This is a genomic window from Nocardiopsis halophila DSM 44494 (assembly GCF_000341245.1).
Lineage (GTDB): Bacteria > Actinomycetota > Actinomycetes > Streptosporangiales > Streptosporangiaceae > Nocardiopsis_A > Nocardiopsis_A halophila.
In genome coordinates, this window is the sequence record NZ_ANAD01000220.1 from 25,709 (window position 1) to 44,393 (window position 18,685).

13 protein-coding genes are annotated in these 18,685 nt (G+C 74.4%); 8 read left to right on the forward strand and 5 right to left on the reverse strand.

The window, feature by feature from the left end:
* Nucleotides 1-100: 100 nt before the first annotated feature.
* The 6 genes from D450_RS0124320 to D450_RS0124345 all read left to right on the forward strand — a co-directional run bounded on the left by D450_RS0124320 (nucleotide 101) and on the right by D450_RS0124345 (nucleotide 8,915).
* Nucleotides 101-685 (forward strand): DUF3000 domain-containing protein, encoded by a 585-nt coding sequence (locus tag D450_RS0124320; RefSeq protein ID WP_026128746.1) that lies wholly within the window; start codon nucleotides 101-103, stop codon nucleotides 683-685.
* 176 nt (nucleotides 686-861) lie between these two features.
* Nucleotides 862-2,166: an HRDC domain-containing protein gene (locus D450_RS0124325; RefSeq protein WP_017541231.1), complete on the forward strand. Its 1,305-nt coding sequence runs from the start codon at nucleotides 862-864 to the stop codon at nucleotides 2,164-2,166.
* An 835-nt stretch (nucleotides 2,167-3,001) separates the two neighbouring features.
* Entirely contained in the window at nucleotides 3,002-3,895 is an 894-nt protein-coding gene (locus tag D450_RS0124330; protein WP_026128747.1) for a tetratricopeptide repeat protein, read from the forward strand.
* Nucleotides 3,896-4,442: 547 nt separating this feature from the next.
* Nucleotides 4,443-5,645, forward strand: a complete 1,203-nt coding sequence (locus D450_RS0124335; protein WP_026128748.1) for a thiolase family protein — start codon at nucleotides 4,443-4,445, stop codon at nucleotides 5,643-5,645.
* Nucleotides 5,642-7,735 (forward strand): 3-hydroxyacyl-CoA dehydrogenase NAD-binding domain-containing protein, encoded by a 2,094-nt coding sequence (locus tag D450_RS0124340; protein WP_017541234.1) that lies wholly within the window; start codon nucleotides 5,642-5,644, stop codon nucleotides 7,733-7,735. The genes D450_RS0124335 and D450_RS0124340 overlap by 4 nt, the downstream gene beginning before the upstream one ends.
* 613 nt (nucleotides 7,736-8,348) lie before the next feature.
* Nucleotides 8,349-8,915, forward strand: coding sequence for a hypothetical protein (locus tag D450_RS0124345; RefSeq protein ID WP_017541235.1), 567 nt, complete (start codon nucleotides 8,349-8,351; stop codon nucleotides 8,913-8,915).
* Between the two features lie 42 nt (nucleotides 8,916-8,957).
* Here D450_RS0124345 and D450_RS0124350 read toward each other — a convergent pair whose 3' ends face one another.
* Entirely contained in the window at nucleotides 8,958-11,219 is a 2,262-nt protein-coding gene (locus D450_RS0124350) for an MMPL family transporter (RefSeq protein WP_017541236.1), read from the reverse strand.
* A gap of 143 nt (nucleotides 11,220-11,362) precedes the next feature.
* Between D450_RS0124350 and D450_RS0124355 the strand changes: the two genes are divergently transcribed.
* Both D450_RS0124355 and D450_RS0124360 read left to right on the forward strand, forming a co-directional pair.
* Nucleotides 11,363-12,145, forward strand: coding sequence for a TetR/AcrR family transcriptional regulator (locus tag D450_RS0124355; protein WP_017541237.1), 783 nt, complete (start codon nucleotides 11,363-11,365; stop codon nucleotides 12,143-12,145).
* Nucleotides 12,146-12,291: 146 nt separating this feature from the next.
* Nucleotides 12,292-13,326 (forward strand): neutral zinc metallopeptidase, encoded by a 1,035-nt coding sequence (locus D450_RS0124360; RefSeq protein WP_017541238.1) that lies wholly within the window; start codon nucleotides 12,292-12,294, stop codon nucleotides 13,324-13,326.
* A 44-nt stretch (nucleotides 13,327-13,370) separates the two neighbouring features.
* Here D450_RS0124360 and D450_RS0124365 read toward each other — a convergent pair whose 3' ends face one another.
* The 4 genes from D450_RS0124365 to D450_RS0124380 form a co-directional block, all read right to left on the reverse strand.
* The gene (locus tag D450_RS0124365) at nucleotides 13,371-14,711 is read right to left on the reverse strand and encodes an FAD-dependent oxidoreductase (RefSeq protein ID WP_026128749.1); all 1,341 of its coding nucleotides are present in this window, start codon (nucleotides 14,709-14,711) and stop codon (nucleotides 13,371-13,373) included.
* A 70-nt stretch (nucleotides 14,712-14,781) separates the two neighbouring features.
* The gene (dxs, locus tag D450_RS0124370) at nucleotides 14,782-16,722 is read right to left on the reverse strand and encodes a 1-deoxy-D-xylulose-5-phosphate synthase (RefSeq protein ID WP_017541240.1); all 1,941 of its coding nucleotides are present in this window, start codon (nucleotides 16,720-16,722) and stop codon (nucleotides 14,782-14,784) included.
* 181 nt (nucleotides 16,723-16,903) lie between these two features.
* On the reverse strand, nucleotides 16,904-17,503 hold the full coding sequence (mug, locus tag D450_RS0124375) for a G/U mismatch-specific DNA glycosylase (protein WP_017541241.1): 600 nt from the start codon (nucleotides 17,501-17,503) through the stop codon (nucleotides 16,904-16,906).
* A gap of 44 nt (nucleotides 17,504-17,547) precedes the next feature.
* On the reverse strand, nucleotides 17,548-18,267 hold the full coding sequence (locus D450_RS0124380) for a sulfite exporter TauE/SafE family protein (RefSeq protein WP_017541242.1): 720 nt from the start codon (nucleotides 18,265-18,267) through the stop codon (nucleotides 17,548-17,550).
* Nucleotides 18,268-18,685: the final 418 nt, after the last annotated feature.

The window sequence follows — 18,685 nt, forward strand, 5'->3', positions numbered from 1 at the left end:
CGGGTGGCTGGTCCCGTCACGCGCCGCGATCGCCCCCCGGCTCGCCGGTCCGCGCGCCGGCTGTTCCCCAACGACCATGATTAAGGCAGACGTTTCCATCATGCCCCCTCTCGGTAGGGTCGACGACGCGCCGCCCGTGTTCCGCCGCGCCGTGGAGAGCCTGCACTCCGCCGCGGTCCGCCCCGAGATCACGGTGGAGGAGATCCCCGCCCCCCGCCGCCTGGCCCCGCACGCGACCGCACTGTCGGCCCGGGTGACCACCGAGGGCGGCGACGAGCCCGCCCTGGGCCGCCTCATCGTGCTCTACGACCCCGACGGCACCCGTGACTGGCCAGGCCCTTTCCGGGTGGTGGCCTACGTCAGCTCGGAGGTGGAGAGCGAGATCGCCGCGGACCCGCTGCTGGGGCAGGTGGCCTGGAGCTGGCTCACCGACGCCCTGGAGGCGTGCGGCGCCGACCACCGCCTGCTCAGCGGGACGGTGACCCGCGCGACCACGGAGGGTTTCGCCGCCAAGGCCGACCAAGGGCTCAGCACGGAGCTGGAGCTGCGCGCATCGTGGTCCCCGGAGGGCGAGGACCTGTCCGGGGACATGGCCGCCTGGCTCGCCCTGCTCTCGGCCGCCTCCGGCCTCCCGCCGGCGGACGTGGCCGACCTGTCCTCCCGGCGCGCGCCCTCGGAGGGCTGAACGGACCGCGCCGCCGTGCCCGCCCGACGCCTCCCGAACAAGCCCCGACGTGGCGTTTCGCCCGTTTCCACCGCGGCGCCGCAGGCCCTCGGGGACGGCGCTTCCCGGCCCCCGGCGCCCCGCACCGGCCGCACTCCCGACACGGCTTCGCTCTCGGAAGCGCATACCGTAGTGCTGTGGCGAACGTGCTGAATTCAACGACAGGTGCTCCCGAACCGGACGGATCGACGCAGGCGCAGGACCAGAGCGCGGACCGCGCCCCGCTGCTGCGCACGCCGAGGGAGGGGCTTCCCGCGGTCGTCGCCGACGGCGCGGCGCTGCGTGCCACGGTGGCGGCGTTCGCCCAGGGCAGCGGACCGGTCGCGGTGGACGCCGAGCGCGCCTCGGGGTACCGCTACGGCCAGCGCGCCTATCTGGTGCAGCTGCGCCGCGAGGGGGCGGGGTCGGCGCTCATCGACCCGGTCGCCTGCCCCGAGCTCGCCGAGCTGAGCGAGGCGCTGGAAGGCACCGAGATGGTGCTGCACGCGGCCCACCAGGACCTGCCCTGCCTGACCGAGGTCGACCTGCGCCCCTCCTCGCTGTTCGACACCGAGCTCGCCGGCCGCCTGCTGGGCTACCAGAAGGTGGGCCTGGGGTCGATGGTCGAGCGGGTGCTGGGCCTGCGCCTGGCCAAGGAGCACTCGGCCGTCGACTGGTCGGTGCGCCCCCTGCCGGAGGACTGGCTGACCTATGCCGCCCTGGACGTGGAGGTCCTGGTCGACCTGCGCGACGCCCTGGAGGCGGAGCTGCGGGAGGCGGGCAAGCTGGAGTGGGCCCGGGAGGAGTTCGCCGCCGTCCTGGCCGCCCCGCCCAAGGAGCCGCGCCCCGACCCCTGGCGGCGTACCTCCGGCATCCACCGGGTGCGCAACCAGCGCGCACTGGGCGTGGTCCGCGAACTGTGGCTGGAGCGCGACCGCATCGCCCGTGAGCGCGACCTCTCCCCGGGCCGGGTGCTCCCCGACGCGGCGATCGTCGAGGCCGCCACCGCCATGCCGCGCAGCGCCCAGGAGCTGGGCGCCCTCAAGCCGTTCTCGGTGCGCCTGGCCCGCCGCTACGTCCCCCAGTGGATCAAGGCGGTCAACCGCGCCCGCGACATGCGTCCCGAGGAGCTTCCGCAGCCCAGTGCCCCGGGGGACGGCCCGCCGCCGACCAACCGCTGGCACGACCGCGACCCGGAGGCGGCCCGCCGCCTGGAGGCCGCCCGCGCCGCGGTGTCGCGGATCGCCGAGGAGGTGGTCATGCCCGCCGAGAACCTGCTGCAGCCCGACTCGGTGCGTCGGCTGGCTTGGTCCCCGCCGGAGCGCATCGACGCCGAGACCGTGGCCGGGCACCTGCGCGGCAACGGAGCGCGCGAGTGGCAGCTGGGCCTGACGGCCGAACCCCTGGCCGAGGCCGTGGCCCAGGCCGACGCCCGAGGCGGGGCGGAGACCGAGGCGAAGTGACGGAGGCGGCCCCGGAGCGGCGGACGCCACCGCCGGCTCCCGTACGGGGCGCCTGAAGGCCGCTCGGCGGGGGCGTATCGGCGGGCTCCTCCCGGAGGGCGCCGTGGCGGCCTGTGCCGGTGAAGGCGCCGCCGCTCCAGGCGGCTCCGGCTCCGGCGGACGCCGCCCTGTTGGCGAACCGTTCTCCTGTCGAGCGGTGCGGGCTCCTCCCGCCCTGGCTGCCGGGGGCACCGGCCCCAGTACGCACCCTTGCCGGGTGACCGCAGTCCGCCCGGCGACGGACGGTCACGGCCGCGCAACGCCCCGCACCGTCCCGGGGGCGGCGTCCCGCCCCCGTCGGGACGGACGGCGTGACACCGTGCCATGGGACGCCGTTTGCGGGCGGGGCGCCGCGGCGGAACGCGACGGAGCACGGCGAGGCGGCGAGGGTCGGGCAGGGCCGTTCGCCGACCCGCCCCATGACGGGACGGGTGGGCCGATCGGGGCGTGCCCGGCGGCTCTTCGGGTACGGGGCCTGAGCAGCCTCCTCCGGTGGCCGGCGGTGGCGGGCCCGTCGGGCCCGGCGGCCTTCTGGACGGGGGCCGCGCGGCTCCTTCCCCCGCCTCCACCAGAGGATGACAAAAACGGCGATTCGGGCCTTAAACCTCTTGCGCCCCTAAAAAGCCGATAAGTGATAGAGTTCACACCCGATTACCCCGTCGTGGAGGCTTCCAGGCCCCGCCGAACCGGATTAAGTTATGGAATCGTGCTGTTGTCGTTGCGGGGCGGAAAAGACCGGAGAGTGAAGCGTGCGGGCGGTCCTGTGCCCGTGCAGTCCTCCGGTGAGGGTTACGAAGTGCGCGAACGGGAGGTGGGCCTGGTGTCCCTGTGGCGGAACCTGATGCGCCGCGGCGGCAGGACCGTGCCGGCTCAGGAACCCGCGCCCTCCGTCGATGCCGAGGCGGCCGGGCGCACCCCCGGCATGCGCGTCGCCTCCCTGGAGCGCACCCTGGACGACCACGTCCAGCGCCTCGGCGCGCAGGACCCGCGCAGCATCGCCGCGCGCAACAACCTGGCCAGCAAGTACGCACAGATCGGCCGCCGCGAGGCCGCCCGCGCGGAGTTCGAGCGGACGCTCGAAGAGGCGGTCAAGGTGTTCGGCGAAGAGCACCCGCAGACCGACGTCATCCGGGAGAACCTGGCCTGGATCTGCTCCGACAGCGCCCGGCCCGCCCAGGCCGCCGAGCTGTGGGAGGTGCTGCTGCGCCACCGCACCGAGCGGCTGGGGCCGATGGCCTCGGACACCGTCGACGCGCGCACGCGCCTGGCCGACGCGCTGCGCCGGTCCGGCGAGCACGAGGCGGCGGTCGCCCACTACGAGCGCGCGATCGAGGACTCGGCCGACCCGGTCGAGCGGGAGCGGCTGCGCGTCGGGCTGAGCCTGGCGCTCAGCGCGGCCGGCCGCTACCCGGAGTCGATCCGCCAGCTGCGCCTGGTGCTCGCCCAGCGCTCGCGCCGGCTCGGCCCGCGCCACTACGACACCCTGGTCATCCACCACCGGCTGGGGCGCGCCTACACCCAGGCCGGCATGGACCGGGAGGCCATCGACGCGCTGCTCGAGGCCTACCGGAACGGGCTCGCCGCCGTCGGCGACCCCGAGATCCGGATGCTCACCTTCAAGATGCGGCGCGACCTCGCCGGCGCCTACAGCGCCGCCGGCCGCCACCGCGAGGCCGCCTCCCTGTTCTGAGGCCTGTTCCCAGGAGCGCGCCCCGAGAGCCGCGCGTCCCGCCCCACCGATCGACGCGCCCGTCCGGCCACCGGCCGGGCGGGCGCTCTTTCGTCCCGCCCCCGTACGGACGCCGCAGAGGCCGGCACGGCCCTCGAAGGGGATCCCCGGTCTTCCCGGGACATACCCCCACGCCCCCGACGGACCACTCCCGCGCCTCTCTCCCTGTCCTGCCGGCCGCCCCTTCCCGCGGCCACCCTGCTCCCTCCCGGCCCACCGACCGCCGGCCCGACCGGCCGCGCCGGGAGCGCCTGAGCGGCACGACCGCTACGCGAAGGGAACTCCCCGAGAACCCCGGGAACACGCCCGGCACACCCCGGCGGACCGCGCCCGTGGCCTCCCTGTCCCCACCCGGCTCGCCGCCCCCTCCCGACCCGGCGGGCCACGCCGGGAGCGCCTGTGCGGCAGTGTGTTGCGCGCGGCGCGCCCCCGTTGCTCGCGGCACTAGTTACCGGCGAGTAGCATGTGGGGAGAAAACCACTCATCAGGTTGTGAAGGAGGGGCAATCGTGCCGCGAACCGCCCGCGATGTCGTGTTTGTCGACGGGGCCAGGACCCCGTTCGGCAAGGCCGGCAAGGGCCTCTACGCCGAGACGCGCGCCGATGACCTCGTCGTCCGCGTCATCCGGGAACTTCTGCGCCGCAATCCCCAGCTGCCGCCGGAGCGCGTCGACGAGGTCGCGATCGCCGCCACCACCCAGATCGGCGACCAGGGGCTGACCATCGGCCGCAGCGCGGCCCTCCTCGCCGGGCTGCCCCGCAGCGTCCCCGGCTACGCCATCGACCGCATGTGCGCCGGTGCGCTCACCGCGGCCACCACCGCCGGAGCCGGGATCTCCTTCGGCGCCTACGACGTCGTCATCGCCGGCGGCGTCGAGCACATGGGCCGCCACCCCATGGGCGAGGGCGTCGACCCGAACCCGCGCTTCCTGTCCGAGAAGCTGGTGGACCCCTCCGCCCTGGTCATGGGCAACACCGCGGAGAACCTGCACGACCGCTTCCCCTCCATCACCAAGGAGCGCGCCGACGCCTACGCGGTGCGCAGCCAGGACAAGGTCGCCAAGGCCTACGCCGAGGGCAAGATCCAGCAGGACCTGGTCGAGACCCTGGTGCGCTCGGTCGAGCAGGGCTTCGGCCTGGCCAGCGCCGACGAGCCCCCGCGGGCGGGCACCTCCATGGAGGACCTGGCCAAGCTCAAGACGCCGTTCCGCGCGCACGGCAACGTGACCCCGGGCAACGCCGCCGGCCTGAACGACGGCGCCACCGGCGCCATCCTGGCCGCCGAGGACGTCGCCGCCGAGATGGGCCTGGACGCCCGCATGCGGCTGGTGGACTTCTCCTTCGCCGGTGTGGAGCCCGAGGTCATGGGCGTGGGCCCGGTCCCGGCCACCGAGAAGCTGCTCGCCCGGCAGGGCATGAGCATGGACGACATCGGCCTCATCGAGATCAACGAGGCCTTCGCCGTCCAGGTGCTGGCGTTCCTGGAGCACTTCGGCATCGCCGACGACGACGCCCGGGTCAACCCGTGGGGCGGCGCGATCGCCCTGGGGCACCCGCTGGCCTCCTCGGGCGTGCGGCTGATGATGCAGCTGTCCCGGCTCTTCGCCGAGCACCCCGAGGTCCGCTACGGCCTGACCACCATGTGCGTCGGCATGGGCATGGGCGGGACCGTGCTGTGGGAGAACACGAACTGGGAAGGAAACGCCAAGTGAGCAGCCCGATCGAGCAGGCGCGGGAGCTCTTCGCCGACGAGGTCGTCACCAAGGCCCTGTCTCGCGACGTCGAACTCCCCTACGGTGCCGGCACCGCCGTCCTGATCACCCTGGACAACGGCCACGACCACACCAAGCCCAACACCTTCGGCCCGGGCGGCCTGCTGAGCCTGAACGAGGCCATCGACGCCGCGGCGGCGCGCACCGACATCGCCGCGGTGGCGATCACCGGCAAGCCGTTCATCTTCGCGGTCGGCGCCGACCTGACCGGCGTGCCGCTGCTGGAGAACCGCGACCAGGCGCACGCCATCGGCAAGCTGGGCCACGACGTCCTCCGCCGGCTGGGCGAGCTGGACGTGCCCACCTTCGCCTTCGTCAACGGCGCGGCGATGGGCGGCGGTGTCGAGGCGGCGCTGCACTGCCGCTACCGCACCGTCTCCTCGGGCGTTCCGGCCTTCGCGCTGCCCGAGGCGTTCCTGGGCCTGGTCCCCGGCTGGGGCGGCACCTACCTGCTGCCGCACCTGATCGGCGCGGAGAAGGCGCTCAAGCTGATCATCGAGAACCCGCTGAACCAGAACAAGATGATCAAGGGCCCGCAGGTGCGGGAGCTGGGCATCGCCGACGCGATGTTCGAGCCCGCCGACTTCGTCGAGGAGTCGCTGCGCTGGGCGGCCAAGGTCGTCAAGGGCGACATCACCGTCGAGCGGCCCGAGGTCGACAAGGGCGAGGCCTGGGACCAGGCGGTGAACAACGCCCGGTTCCTGGTCGAGGGCAAGCTGCACGGCGCGGCCCCGGCCCCCGTGCGCGCCCTGGACCTGGTCGCCGCCGCCAAGGAGCGCACCCGCGACGAGGGCTTCGCCGCCGAGGACGACGCGCTGGCCGACCTGATCATGACCGACGAGCTCAAGGCCGGCCTGTACGCCTTCGACCTCGTGCAGAAGCGCGCCAAGCGGCCCGCCGGCGCCCCGGACAAGTCGCTGGCCCGCAAGGTGAACAAGGTCGGCGTGGTCGGCGCCGGGCTGATGGCCGGGCAGCTGGCGCTGCTGTTCGCCCGCCGCCTGGACGTGCCGGTCGTGCTGACCGACCTGGACCAGGAGCGCCTGGACAAGGGCGTGGACTACGTCCACGGCGAGGTCGACAAGCTGCTGGCCAAGGGCAGGATCGGCCAGGACAAGGCCAACCGCCTCAAGTCCCAGGTGACCGGTTCGCTGACCAAGGACGCGTTCGCCGACGCCGACTTCGTCATCGAGGCCGTCTTCGAGAAGATGGAGGTCAAGCAGCAGGTCTTCGCCGAGGTAGAGGCCGTGGTCTCCCCCGAGGCGATCCTGGCGACCAACACCTCCTCGCTCTCGGTCACCGAGATGGCGAGCAGGCTCGAGCACCCCGAGCGGGTCGTGGGCTTCCACTTCTTCAACCCGGTGGCGGTCCTGCCGCTGCTGGAGCTGGTGCGCGGCGAGAAGACCGACGAGGCCGCGCTGGCCACGGCCTTCGCCACCGCCAAGAAGCTCAAGAAGACCGCGGTGCTGTGCAAGGACGCCCCGGCCTTCGTGGTGAACCGGCTGCTCACCCTGTTCATGGGCGAGGTGCTGGGCGCCGTGGAGGAGGGCACCGAGCCCGAGACCGCCGACCGCGCGGTGGCGCCGCTGGGCCTGCCCATGTCGCCGCTGCTGCTGCTCCAGCTGGTCGGCCCGGCGGTCGCGCTGCACGTGTCGGAGACCCTGGCCACGGCCTTCCCCGACCGCTTCAGCGTCTCCGAGCAGCACCGGCGCATGGTCGAGGCGGGCAAGACGCAGGTCTTCGGCGCCGACTTCCAGATCGACCCGGAGGTCAAGGAGCTGTTCAGCGGCGGCGGCAAGGCCTCCTCCGAGCAGGAGATCCTGGACCGGGCGCTGGAGGCGCTGGCCAAGGAGATCCGGATCATGCTGGACGAGGGCGTCGTCGCCGAGGCGGCCGACATCGACCTGTGCCTGATCACCGGCGCGGGCTGGCCGTTCCACCTGGGCGGCATCACGCCGTACCTCGACTTCAGCGGCGTCTCCGAGCGCGTCAACGGCGCGAAGTTCCACCCCGAGGGCTACAAGGCCCTGTAGGGGACCGGCCCGGCCCCGCCTCGACGAGGGCCGCACGCTCCGCCCTGTGCCGACAGCCCGGCACAGGGCGGAGCCCGTTCCGGGACCGGCAGGACCGTCCCGGACATGGCCCTGAACGGCGCCCCGACCCTCCGCATGACCGGCGTCGGCCGCTCCGCCCACGGCTCCGGTCATGACCGGCCGCCTGCCGTGCGTGCCTCGCCCGACCCGTGCGGTCCCCGCTCCCCCGTGCAGCTCCGGTCGGCCTCCGCCCTTGCCGTACCCGGCGGGGCGGCGTCAGCGGGGCTGGTGGGAGCCCCACCCATGGCCGCTCGGGAAGGGCACCCCTCGACCGTCAAGCGAGGACAGGCCCTCCGAGCCGGGCACCCGGAGACCGGCAACGCCGGCCCCGAGGCCGACCCCGCGAACCTGCGCGGCCGGAAGCGCCACCGCCCCGCACCACCCCGTACAGGCACGTCCGGCCGCTCCCCACCCGGTGGCACGGCACGCCCTGCAGGGCACCGGGCGAGGGCTTCCTTCGGCCCCGTGCGGCGCATGGCGCCCACGGGGGCGCGTACGCGCCGTGGGCCACCGCTTTCCCGGCGTTCGCCGGGCGACGGCCTACCCTGGAGGTATGAACGCCGACGACGGCGGCGCCGCCTTCGCGGTCGCCAATCGGCTCCGGGCCACCTGGGAGGGGGCCTGGCTGGCCGTGGCGTGCGCCGTGTTCACCGGCATCGGGGCCGCGCTGGTCGCCAAGGGCGGCGCCCTCGACATCACCATGGGCGTGCTGGCGATCGTGCTCTTCGGCGGCGGCGGGCTGCTGGCCGCCTCCCGCCACCTGTCGCGCCGCCCGGTCCTGCTGCTGGACGCCGAGGGGGCCCGGTTCCCCGCGCCCTGGCCGCGCTCCTCCGACGACGACCTGGTGATCCCCTGGGACCAGGTCACCGGGATCCACGCCTGCACGAAGCCGCTGCACCACCGCGGCGGCACCGTCCACCTGCACTACCTGGTCTTCCTGACCGGCCAGGAGCCTCCGGAGCTGCCGCCCTCCCCGTGGCGCCCCGAGCCGGCCGTGCGGATCCGGCCGAGCTGGGACCGCACCGTCGAGGAGGTCGTCGCCGAGGCCCGCCGCCGCAGGCCGGACCTGCCCTTCACCGACCGCCGCCCCTCCCCCGCCGGCCGGCCCGGAGGGCGGTGAGCGGCGCGGTGGGCCCCCGGCGGCCGCGCCCCGCGGGCCCGGTCAGCCGCCCGTCCGGGCCGACGGCTCCGCCGGGGCGCCGGTCCGCTCCGGGGCCGCCTCCTCCTCGCCGCCCTCGGTGATGCCGATCCGGTCGTGCAGCCACCGGAGCGGACGCGGCAGCCACCAGTTGGCGGTGCCCAGCAGCCGCATGGTCGCCGGGACGAGCAGCGCCCGCACCAGGGTGGCGTCGACGACCACCGCCACCGCCAGCCCGATGCCGATGATCTTCAGCGACAGCAGCGCCGAGGAGCCCATCGCGGCAAGCACCACCACCAGCAGCAGCGCCGCGCTGGTGATGATCCTGCCGGTGCGCTGCAGCCCGACCGCCACCGAGTGCGCGTTGTCGCCGGTGTGCAGGTACTCCTCGCGCACCCGGCTGAGCAGGAACAGCTCGTAGTCCATGGCCAGGCCGAAGGAGACCACCAGGATCAGCACCAGGTAGGTGGGGTCCATGGTGCCGACGGCGTCGAACCCGAGCAGGCCGGCCAGGTGCCCCTCCTGGAATCCCCAGATCACCACGCCCAGCGAGGCCCCCAGCGAAAGGAAGCCCATCAGCACGGCCTTGACCGGCAGGACCAGCGACCCGAAGGCCATGAACAGCAGCGCCAGCGTCACGGCCACCACGAACCCCAGGGTGGCGGGGACGGCCTCGATGATGCCGTCCAGCGTGTCCTTCTGCTGCGCGGCCACGCCGCCCACCAGGACCTCCTCGGCGCCCTCGGGCCCGGGCTCGGCGCGCAGCTCCTCCACCAGGCGCTGGGTGGAGGGGTCGTCCACCTCGCCCTCGTAGGCCACCGACACGTGCGCCGCGCCGTCGCCGACGCGCTCCACCTCCGCCCGGACGACCCCGTCCAGTTCTCCGAGGCGGTCGGTGTAGGCCTCCAGGGCCGATTCGCCCTGCGCCCCCGTCAGGTCGCCGGTCACGGCCACGTCCGCGGTGGCCACGTCGCCGGCCGGGAACTCCTCCGACAGCTTCTCGCTGACGACCCGCCCCTCGGCGCCCGCGGGCAGGTACCGCTGGTCGGTGGAGCCGACGTGGGTGGAGGCCAGCGCCGAGGCGAAGGCGATCAGCACCCCGCCCACCGCGACCAGGTAGAGCACCGGCCGCCGCATGACGCTGTGCGCCAGGCGGGCCCACCCGCCCCCGGCGGCCGCCGCCCGGGCGGCGCGCTCGGCCCCGGCGGCGGCCGCGGCGGTGGCGCCCAGGGCGCGGCGGCGCCGCACCCGGCCGAACACCGGGAGCGCGTCGATGCGCCGCCCCACCACGGCGAGCAGCGCGGGCAGCACCACCAGCGCGGCGACCAGGTCGAACAGTACGACCGCGATGCCGCCCAGGCCGATGGAGCGCAGCACCGGCTGGGGGAAGAACAGCAGCCCGGCGAAGGCGATGAGCACCGTGACGCCGGAGAAGGCGACGGTGCGCCCTGCGGTGGACAGCGTGCGCGGCACGGCCTCGGCGATCGGGCGCCCGGCGGCCGCCTCCTCCCGGAAGCGGCTGACGATGAACAGCCCGTAGTCGATGGCCAGTCCCAGGCCGAGGAGGGTGGCGACGTTGACCGCGAACACCGACACCTCGGTCACGTGGGTGAGCGTGCGCAGCAGGGCCAGGGACCCGATGATGGCCAGGCCGCCGACGGCCAGCGGGGTGAGCGCGGCGACCACGCCGCCGAAGATGACCACCAGCAGCGCCAGCAGCAGCGGCAGGGAGACGAGCTCGGCGCGCACCACGTCGCTCTCGGCGCGCTCGGAGATCTGCTGCTCGACCGGCAGGGGGCCGCCCAGGCGCACCTGGAGCGGGCCCGCGCTGATCTCGTCGGCGATCTCCTTGAAGTTCTCCATCCGCTCGTCCTTGGTGGAGCCCTCGATGGTGATCGGCACGTAGGTGGCGTGGCCGTCCTCGGCGAGCAGGATCCCGCGCTCGGTGTCGGTGAGCCCGTCGTCGAGGTAGGTGGTGGCGGAGGCGACCTGCTCCTCGGGGAGGCCGTCGCGCATGCGCGTGATCAGGTTGGCGAAGGTGGGGTTGTCGTAGCGGATCTCCTCGCTGCTGACGACCGCGACCACGTCCACCCCGTCGTGCCCCAGCTCGCGCTCGATGGTCTCGGCGGCACGGGCGGACTCGGACCCCGGGTCCTGGAAGCCGCCGTCGCTGACGGCGCCGAAGAGCCCGCCTCCCCACACCCCGGCCGCGACGGCGAGCACGACGGTGACGGCCAGGACCCACACGCGGCCCCTGTGGGTGAAACGCCCCAGCGCTGAGAACATGGACGACCTCGGCTTGCTGTTAACGTGAGATGCCGGTGAACACCGTAAGCTTTACGGCGTTCACTAAAACTGACACTGCTCACACTTGTCAACGGGGTGCCGCGCGGACCGGGTCCGCCGCGGCGGTGAACGAGGAGGCGGATGTGCCCGCAGAGGCGTCGGCGCGGACCGGCGGCGACCCGGAGGCGCAGGCGGGGCCGGGGGCGGCCGCGGCGCCCGGGCGGCGCGAACGTGTGCGCGAGGCCACACTCCGGGAGATCAAGGACATCGCCCGGCGGCGCCTGGCCGCCGAGGGGCCGTCCGGGGTGTCGCTGCGCGCGATCGCCCGCGACATGGGCATGACCGCCCCGGGCCTGTACCGGTACTTCTCCGGCCTGGACGACCTGCTCAACGCCGTCCGGGCGGACCTGTTCCACGAACTGTCCGAAGCGGTGGCCGGCGCCGCCGGGCCGCTGCCCGCCGACGACACCGACGGGCGCATCCTCGCCTCGCTGCGCGCCTTCCGCACCTGGGCACTGGCCCACCGGGCCGAGTTCTCCCTGCTGTTCGCCACACCCGCTCCGCAGGAGCACCCCGACGCCCGCGTGCTGGCCGCCGGACAGGAGTTCGCCGCCTCGTTCTTCGCCCTGTTCGACCGCCTGCTGGCCGAGCGGCGCATCCCCCTGCCCGCGGACGAGGAGATCGGCCCGGAGCTGCGCGACCGCCTGGACGCGTTCGCCGCCAAGACCGGCTTCACCATCGACAACGCCTCCTACGGGGCGCTGCGGGTGCTCATGTCGTGCTGGGTGCGCCTGTACGGGCTGGTCAGCATGGAGGTCGCCGAGCACATGACGCCCATCATGGGCGACATGGAACCCCTGTTCGAGGCCGAGCTCCACGACATCCTTGCCCCGGGGGTGGAGTACCGGGCGCCCTCCCGGGACTGACCGGGACTGAAGGGCCCCGGCCGCCTCCGCTCGCCCCGGAGGCGGCTTTCGCGCTACCGTCGCCTCCCGTGTCCGATTAAGGTTGATCATCCACCCTTGCCCGGACCCGGGCCGGGAGGAGACGCCAGGCGGAAGGACGGGGCCCAGTGGAGCACACACCCGGCGGCGACCGCGCCCCCGCGGGGCCCCCGCCGCCTCCGCAGGCGCCCGGTCCCGCGGCGCCGGTACCGCCCCCGGGCCCCTACGCCCCGTACCCCGGGTACGCTCCCCCGTACCCGCCGTACCCCCCGGCTCCCCCGCCCCGGCGGCGCGGCCCCTCGCGCGCGGCCGTCTGGACGGCCATCACCGTCTCGGCGCTGGTGTCGGTCGGGGCGGCTCTGACCGCGCTGATGCTGGTCTTCACCCAGTCCACGGGCAGCGACACCGACCCGGTCCGCTCCGAGAGCGTCAGCGGCGAGTACGCGGCCGCACTGACCGAGGCGCCCGGTGCGGTCGAGGTCTCGGTGTACGAGCACCCCGCCTACGCGCTGGACATGCCCGAACCGGTGGACTGCGCCGTGCCCGACCTGCACCCCTCCTCGGAGGCCTCCTGGGAGCGGTTCACCGACGAGCTGGGCGTGTGCCTGAACGACCTGTGGCGCCCGCGCCTGGAGGAGCTGGGCCTGCGCGTGGCGGACCCGGAGTTCGCCACCACCGACACCGACCCGGAGATGTTCGCCGGCGACGAGGGCACCACCATGGCCTACTACGACGGCCGGGAGCAGACGGTCACCGTCGTGGTCCCCAACGTCACCGAGCTCTCGCGGGAGTTCCCCTCCCGCGACCAGGAGGCGATCTGGGCCGCGCTCATCGGGCACGAGTACGGCCACCACGTCCAGCAGGTCACCGGGGTGCTGGACCGCTCCTACGACATGGAGTTCGAGGCCGAGAGCGAGGAGGCCTCGCTCCGGGCGCTGCGCCGCACCGAGCTGCAGGCCGAGTGCATGGGCGGGATCGCCATGCGCGGCCTGGGCTTCGACCCCGGGGAGATCGACCGGGTCAACGACGTGCTCAACGGCGGCGGCGACCTGCCGACGCACGGCACCTCCGACAACCGCCTGCACTGGTACGACGCAGGGACGACCGGCGAGAGGCTGGCGTCGTGCAACACCTTCGAGGCCTCGGCCTCCGAAGTGGACTGACGACCGGCCCCCGGGTCGGGGCGGCTCGGGGCGGCCCGGCCCGGTCAGCCGCGGGCGGCGCGGCGGAACTCCTCCCACCCGAGGAGCTTCACCCGGTCGCCGCGGCCCAGGCGGTCGGCCAGCGCCGCCTCCGCGGCGTCGATCGCCAGCCAGCCCGAGTAGTCGTTCACCTCGGCCCCGGAGCGCTCCAGGAGCGCGTCGGGCTCCTCGGCCGGGGCGCCGGCGGCCCGGAGCCGGTCGGCGTCGTCCATCAGCGAGCGGACCGTGGCGGCCGCGTCGGACTTGTTGGTCCCGATCACGCCCGTCGCGCCGCGCTTGATCCAGCCGGCAACGTACGCCCCCGGCAGCCGCTCCCCCGAGGCGTCCACGACGCGCCCCTCGCTGTGCGGGACGGTCGCCCCGTCCTCGTCGAAGGGCAGGTCCGGCAGCGGCAGCCCCCGGGAGCCGANCCCGGCCGGGACCTCCTCGGTCTCGCCCGTGCCGCGCAGGCGCCCGTCGGCGTCGAGCACGGTGCGCTCCACCGTGAGCGACCGCACCCGCTCGGACCCGTTCAGCTCCACGGGCCGCCGCCAGAAGCGGAACCGCACCTCCCGCGCACGCCCGGCGGGACCGCGCTCGGCCCACTCCTTCAGGTAGCGCAGGTTGGTGCGGGCCGCGCGCGCGGCGCCGAGCATCTCCTCGCCGTTGGGGTCGATGTCGACCTCGGCCGGGTCGACCACCGCGTCGGCGTTGGCCAGCTCGCCGATGTCGCGCAGCTCGGGGGCGGTGAACTTGGCCTGCAGCGGCCCCCGGCGCGCCAGCACGCTGATCCGCCGCACCTTGCTGGCCGCGAGCACGTCCAGCATCGGCTGCGGCACGTCCGTGGCGCGCAGCTCGTCGGCGCTCTTGGCGAGCATCCGGGCCACGTCCAGGGCGACGTTGCCCGCGCCCACCACGGCCGCCTCCTCGGCGTCCAGCAGGAAGCGCTCCACCTCGGCATCGGGGTGGCCGCAGTACCAGTTGACGAAGTCGGTGGCGGCGACGCTGCCGGGCAGGTCCTCCCCGGGCACGCCCATGCGCCGGTCGGTCGGGGCGCCGGTCGCGAACACCACAGCGTGGTAGGCGCCCTTCAGGTCGTCCAGGCCCATGTGCCGCCCGTACTCCACCCCGCCCAGGAAGCGCACGCGGGGGTGCTCCAGCACCTTGCGCAGTGCGCGGGCCACGCCCTTGATCTTGGTGTGGTCCGGGGCCACGCCGTAGCGCACCAGCCCGTAGGGGGTGGGAAGCCGGTCGAGGACGTCGACGGCGACGTGCTCACGATTCTGCCGGGTCAGGGCGTCCGCCGTGTAGATGCCCGCCGGACCGGAACCGATGACCGCCACACGCAGGGGCTCGGGAGAACTCATGTCCCCATTCTCCCGCATCCGCGCCCTGCGGGGGGATCACCGGAACCGGCCGTCGGTCCGGGCGGTCCGGTCAGTTCTGCGCGGGCTCGCCGTCGGCCAGCGCGCGCTCGGAGCGGCCCGCGTCGGTGAGCCGGGAGACGGTGCCCATCAGGCGCCGCGCCAGCACCTGCGGGGTCAGGCCCATCTTCTCCAGGACCGCCTCGCGCGAGGCGTGGTCGAGGAACTCCTGCTCGACGCCGAAGGTGCGCACCGGCATGTCCAGCTCGGCGTCGCGCAGCGCCCGCGCCACCGCGTCGCCGACCGCGCCCACGCGGCCGTTGTCCTCGACCACGGCCACGGCGCGGTGCTCCGCCGCCTCCTCGACCAGGGCCGGGTCCAGGGGCTTGACCCAGCGCGGGTCGACCACGGTGGCGCCGATGCCCTCGTCGGCCAGGCGGTCGGCGGCCTCGCAGCAGGTGCGGGCCATCGCGCCGACGGCGACCAGCAGCAGGTCCTTGGGGTGGCCGGCGTCGGCGGCGCTGCGCAGCACGTCCATGCCGCCGATGCGGTCCACCGCCGGGATGTCCTCGCCCACGGCGCCCTTGGGGTAGCGCAGCACGGTGGGGGCGTCGTCCACGGCCACGGCCTCGCGCAGCTCCTCGCGCAGCCGCTGCGCGTCGCGCGGCACCGCCAGCCGCAGGCCCGGCACCACCTGCAGGATGGACAGGTCCCACATGCCGTTGTGGCTGGCGCCGTCGGTGCCGGTGATCCCGGCCCGGTCCAGGCAGAAGGTGACGCCCTGGCGGTGCAGGGCGGCGTCCATGAGCACCTGGTCGAAGGCGCGGTTGAGGAAGGTGGCGTAGACCGCGACGACCGGGTGCACCCCGCCCATGGCCAGCCCGGTGGCCGAGGTGGCGGCGTGCTGCTCGGCGATGCCCACGTCGAAGGTGCGGTCGGGGTAGGCCTCGGCGAACGGGGCCAGGCCGGTGGGGTGGAGCATGGCGGCGGTGATGGCGACCAGGTCCTCGCGCTCGGCGCCCAGGCGCACCATCTCCTCGCTGAAGACCTTGGTCCACTTCACGCCGCCGCCCGGGGAGGACTTGGCCTGCCCGGTCTCGGGGTCGAACGCCCCGGGGGCGTGGAACTGGTCCTCGTCGTGGTTCTCCGCCGGGGCATAGCCCTTGCCCTTGCGGGTGATGCAGTGCACGATCACCGGGCCGCCGTAGTCGCGCGCGCGGCGCAGGGCCTTCTCCACCGCGGCCTCGTCGTGGCCGTCGATGGGGCCCAGGTACTTCAGGCCCAGGTCCTCGAACATGATCTGGGGCTGGATGGCGTCCTTGAGGCCCTTCTTGAACCCGTGCAGGGCGTCGTAGATGGGCTGGCCGACGACGGGGGCGCGGTTGAGCGCGGTCTTGGCGGCCTCCAGGGCGTGCTCGTAGCCGGGGGTCATGCGCAGCGTCGCCAGGTGGTCGGCGAGCCCGCCCATGGTCGGCGAGTAGGAGCGGCCGTTGTCGTTGACGACGATGACCAGGCGGCGCTGCTTGCACTCGGCGATGTTGTTGAGCGCCTCCCAGGCCATGCCTCCGGTCAGCGCGCCGTCGCCGATCACCGCGGCGACCGTGCTCTCGGCGCGGCCCCGCACCTCGTTGGCCTTGGCCAGGCCGTCGGCGTAGGAGAGCACGGTGGAGGCGTGGGAGTTCTCGATGAAGTCGTGCTCGGACTCGGCCCGGGAGGGGTAGCCCGAGAGCCCGCCCTCGCTGCGCAGCCGGGAGAAGTCCCGGCGCCCGGTGAGCATCTTGTGCACGTAGGACTGGTGGCCGGTGTCGAAGAGCACCGGGTCGCGCGGGGAGTCGAAGACGCGGTGCAGGGCGATGGTCAGCTCGACCACCCCCAGGTTGGGGCCCAGGTGCCCGCCGGTGCGGGAGACCTCGGAGACGAGGAACTCACGGATCTCGGCGGCCAGCGCCGGGATGCGCTCGGCCGGGAGCCTCTTCAGTTCGTCCGGATTGCGCACCGATTCGAGCAGCGTCAACTCTCGTCAGTCCCCTCAGTCAGCGTTCCGACTCGCGGGTGCGGGCGGCGGCCCGACGCGCGGTCCCCCCGAGTCTACGGTCGCCGTGACCCTTGCATTACCCGAACCTACCGCCACGTAGACGCCCACCGCCCCCGGTTCGCCCGCCGCGCGCGGATCGGGGCGCGGCCCGGGCCCCGCGTCATTCGGCGGGGCCGCCGCCGTACCGCTCGCGCACGCGGTGCAGCTCCCCGGCGATGGCCTCGGGCGTCCAGTGCGCGTTCAGCCCGCTGGGGTTGGGCAGGACCCACACCGGGACCCCGCCGACCCGCACGCCCTCCTGGGGGCCGATGCGGGCCTTGGGGGCGCCGAACGCCGACCGGTAGGCGGTGACGCCCAGGACGGCCAGAACGCCGGGGGCCAGGCGCTCGGTGCGCTCGGCCAGGGCCCGTCCGCCCTCGCGCAGTTCGTCGGGGGTGAGCTCGTCGGCGCGGGCGGTGGCGCGGGCGGCGATGTTGGTGATGCCCAGGCCCCACCGGGGCAGCTCGTCCTGCTCCTCGGGGCGCAGCAGGCGCGGGGTGAACCCGGCGCGGTGCAGGGCGGGCCAGAAGCGGTTGCCGGGGCGGGCGAAGTGGTGCCCGGTCCACCCGGAGTACAGGCCCGGGTTGATCCCGCAGAACAGGACTCTGAGGCCGGGGCCGGTGACGTCGGGGATGACCGTGCCGTGCGCCGCCCGCAGCTCCTCGGCGGTGGGCCTGCGCCCGCCCCTGGTGCGTTCGCCTGCGCGTTCACCTGTGCCCATGGTCGCCGGAGCCTACCGCACGGGCCGCGGCGCATCGGCGGTGCTCACACGAAGGCCCGCACGATGAGCACCGTGCCCGAGACCGCGACCGTGCACAGCAGGGCGGTGCGCAGTAGCCCTTCGTCGACCAGGCGGCGCAGCGGGCGGCCCAGCAGGTACCCGGCCACCACGCACGGCAGCAGGGCGGCGCCCGCGGCCAGCTGCCGGGGCTCGGCCTGCCCGGTCGCGGTGAGCATTACCAGGGAGATGGCGATTCCGGCCAGGAAGAACCCGGCCAGGGTCGCGCGCACCCGCGGCCCGTCCTCGTGCTGGTAGACCAGCGCGATGGGTGGGCCCCCGATGGAGGTGGCGGTGCCCATGGCGCCCGACACCACCCCGGCGGTGAGCAGAGCCGGCGGGGTCGGCCGCACCGTGACCGGGAGCAGCGACAGGCCGACCGCGACCAGCACCATGGCCCCCACGGCCGCGCCGAGCATGCCCGGGTCGAGCGTGGCCACCACCCACACCCCGACGATGGAGCCGGGGACGCGGGCGGGGACCCCCCAGACCAGGCCGCTCCAGTCGACGTGCCGCCACTCGGCCACGAGGGTGAACACCGGGAGCACGCCGGTGGCGATGAGCAGGGTCACGGGCATCAGGGTGGGGTCCAGCAGCGAGATGACCGGGGCGGCGACCAGTCCGAGCCCCAGGCCGACGCTGCTCTGCACGGCCGCGCCGGCGACCACGGCGGCCCCGGCGACGAGGAGGAAGAGCGGATCGGGCATGATTCCGCAGACGGTATATCTCCCGCATACCGGTAGGGATCAGGGGGTACGGTCATCGGTAGATCGGATGACCTCAGGGAGCCGACAGGCGGAACGGAGCCGCTCGGCACGGTGTCCGCCATGCGCGGCCGCCACACCCGGCCGCCACGCGCGTCCACGACGTCGCGTCCGTCGCGTCCGCCGGAGTGGTGGAGCCTTGGCCGGCGGTCGCCGCCTCCCGTGAAGCGGCCCGCGCCTGCCCGGCAGCGGGCGTTCCGGCCGGGACGCCCCAGGGGCGGCCAGGCCCGGAGCAGAGCGCGAGGATCGCGCAGCCCCGGGCGGAGCGAAACGACCCCCTCCCCAAGAGACGTGACCGGGTATGCCCAGGTCATGCGGCGAAGGATCGGCAGGTGCCCCGCTCACGGGCCCCGGCCGGACG

Bases quoted from the DNA above. Each gene is read 5' to 3' on its own strand.
- D450_RS0124320 (WP_026128746.1), top strand. From the start codon at position 101: ATGCCCCCTCTCGGTAGGGTCGACGACGCGCCGCCCGTGTTCCGCCGC.
- D450_RS0124345 (WP_017541235.1), top strand. From the start codon at position 8,349: ATGAACGCCGACGACGGCGGCGCCGCCTTCGCGGTCGCCAATCGGCTC.
- D450_RS0124350 (WP_017541236.1), bottom strand. From the start codon at position 11,219: ATGTTCTCAGCGCTGGGGCGTTTCACCCACAGGGGCCGCGTGTGGGTC.
- mug (WP_017541241.1), bottom strand. From the start codon at position 17,503: ATGGGCACAGGTGAACGCGCAGGCGAACGCACCAGGGGCGGGCGCAGG.
- D450_RS0124380 (WP_017541242.1), bottom strand. From the start codon at position 18,267: ATGCCCGATCCGCTCTTCCTCCTCGTCGCCGGGGCCGCCGTGGTCGCC.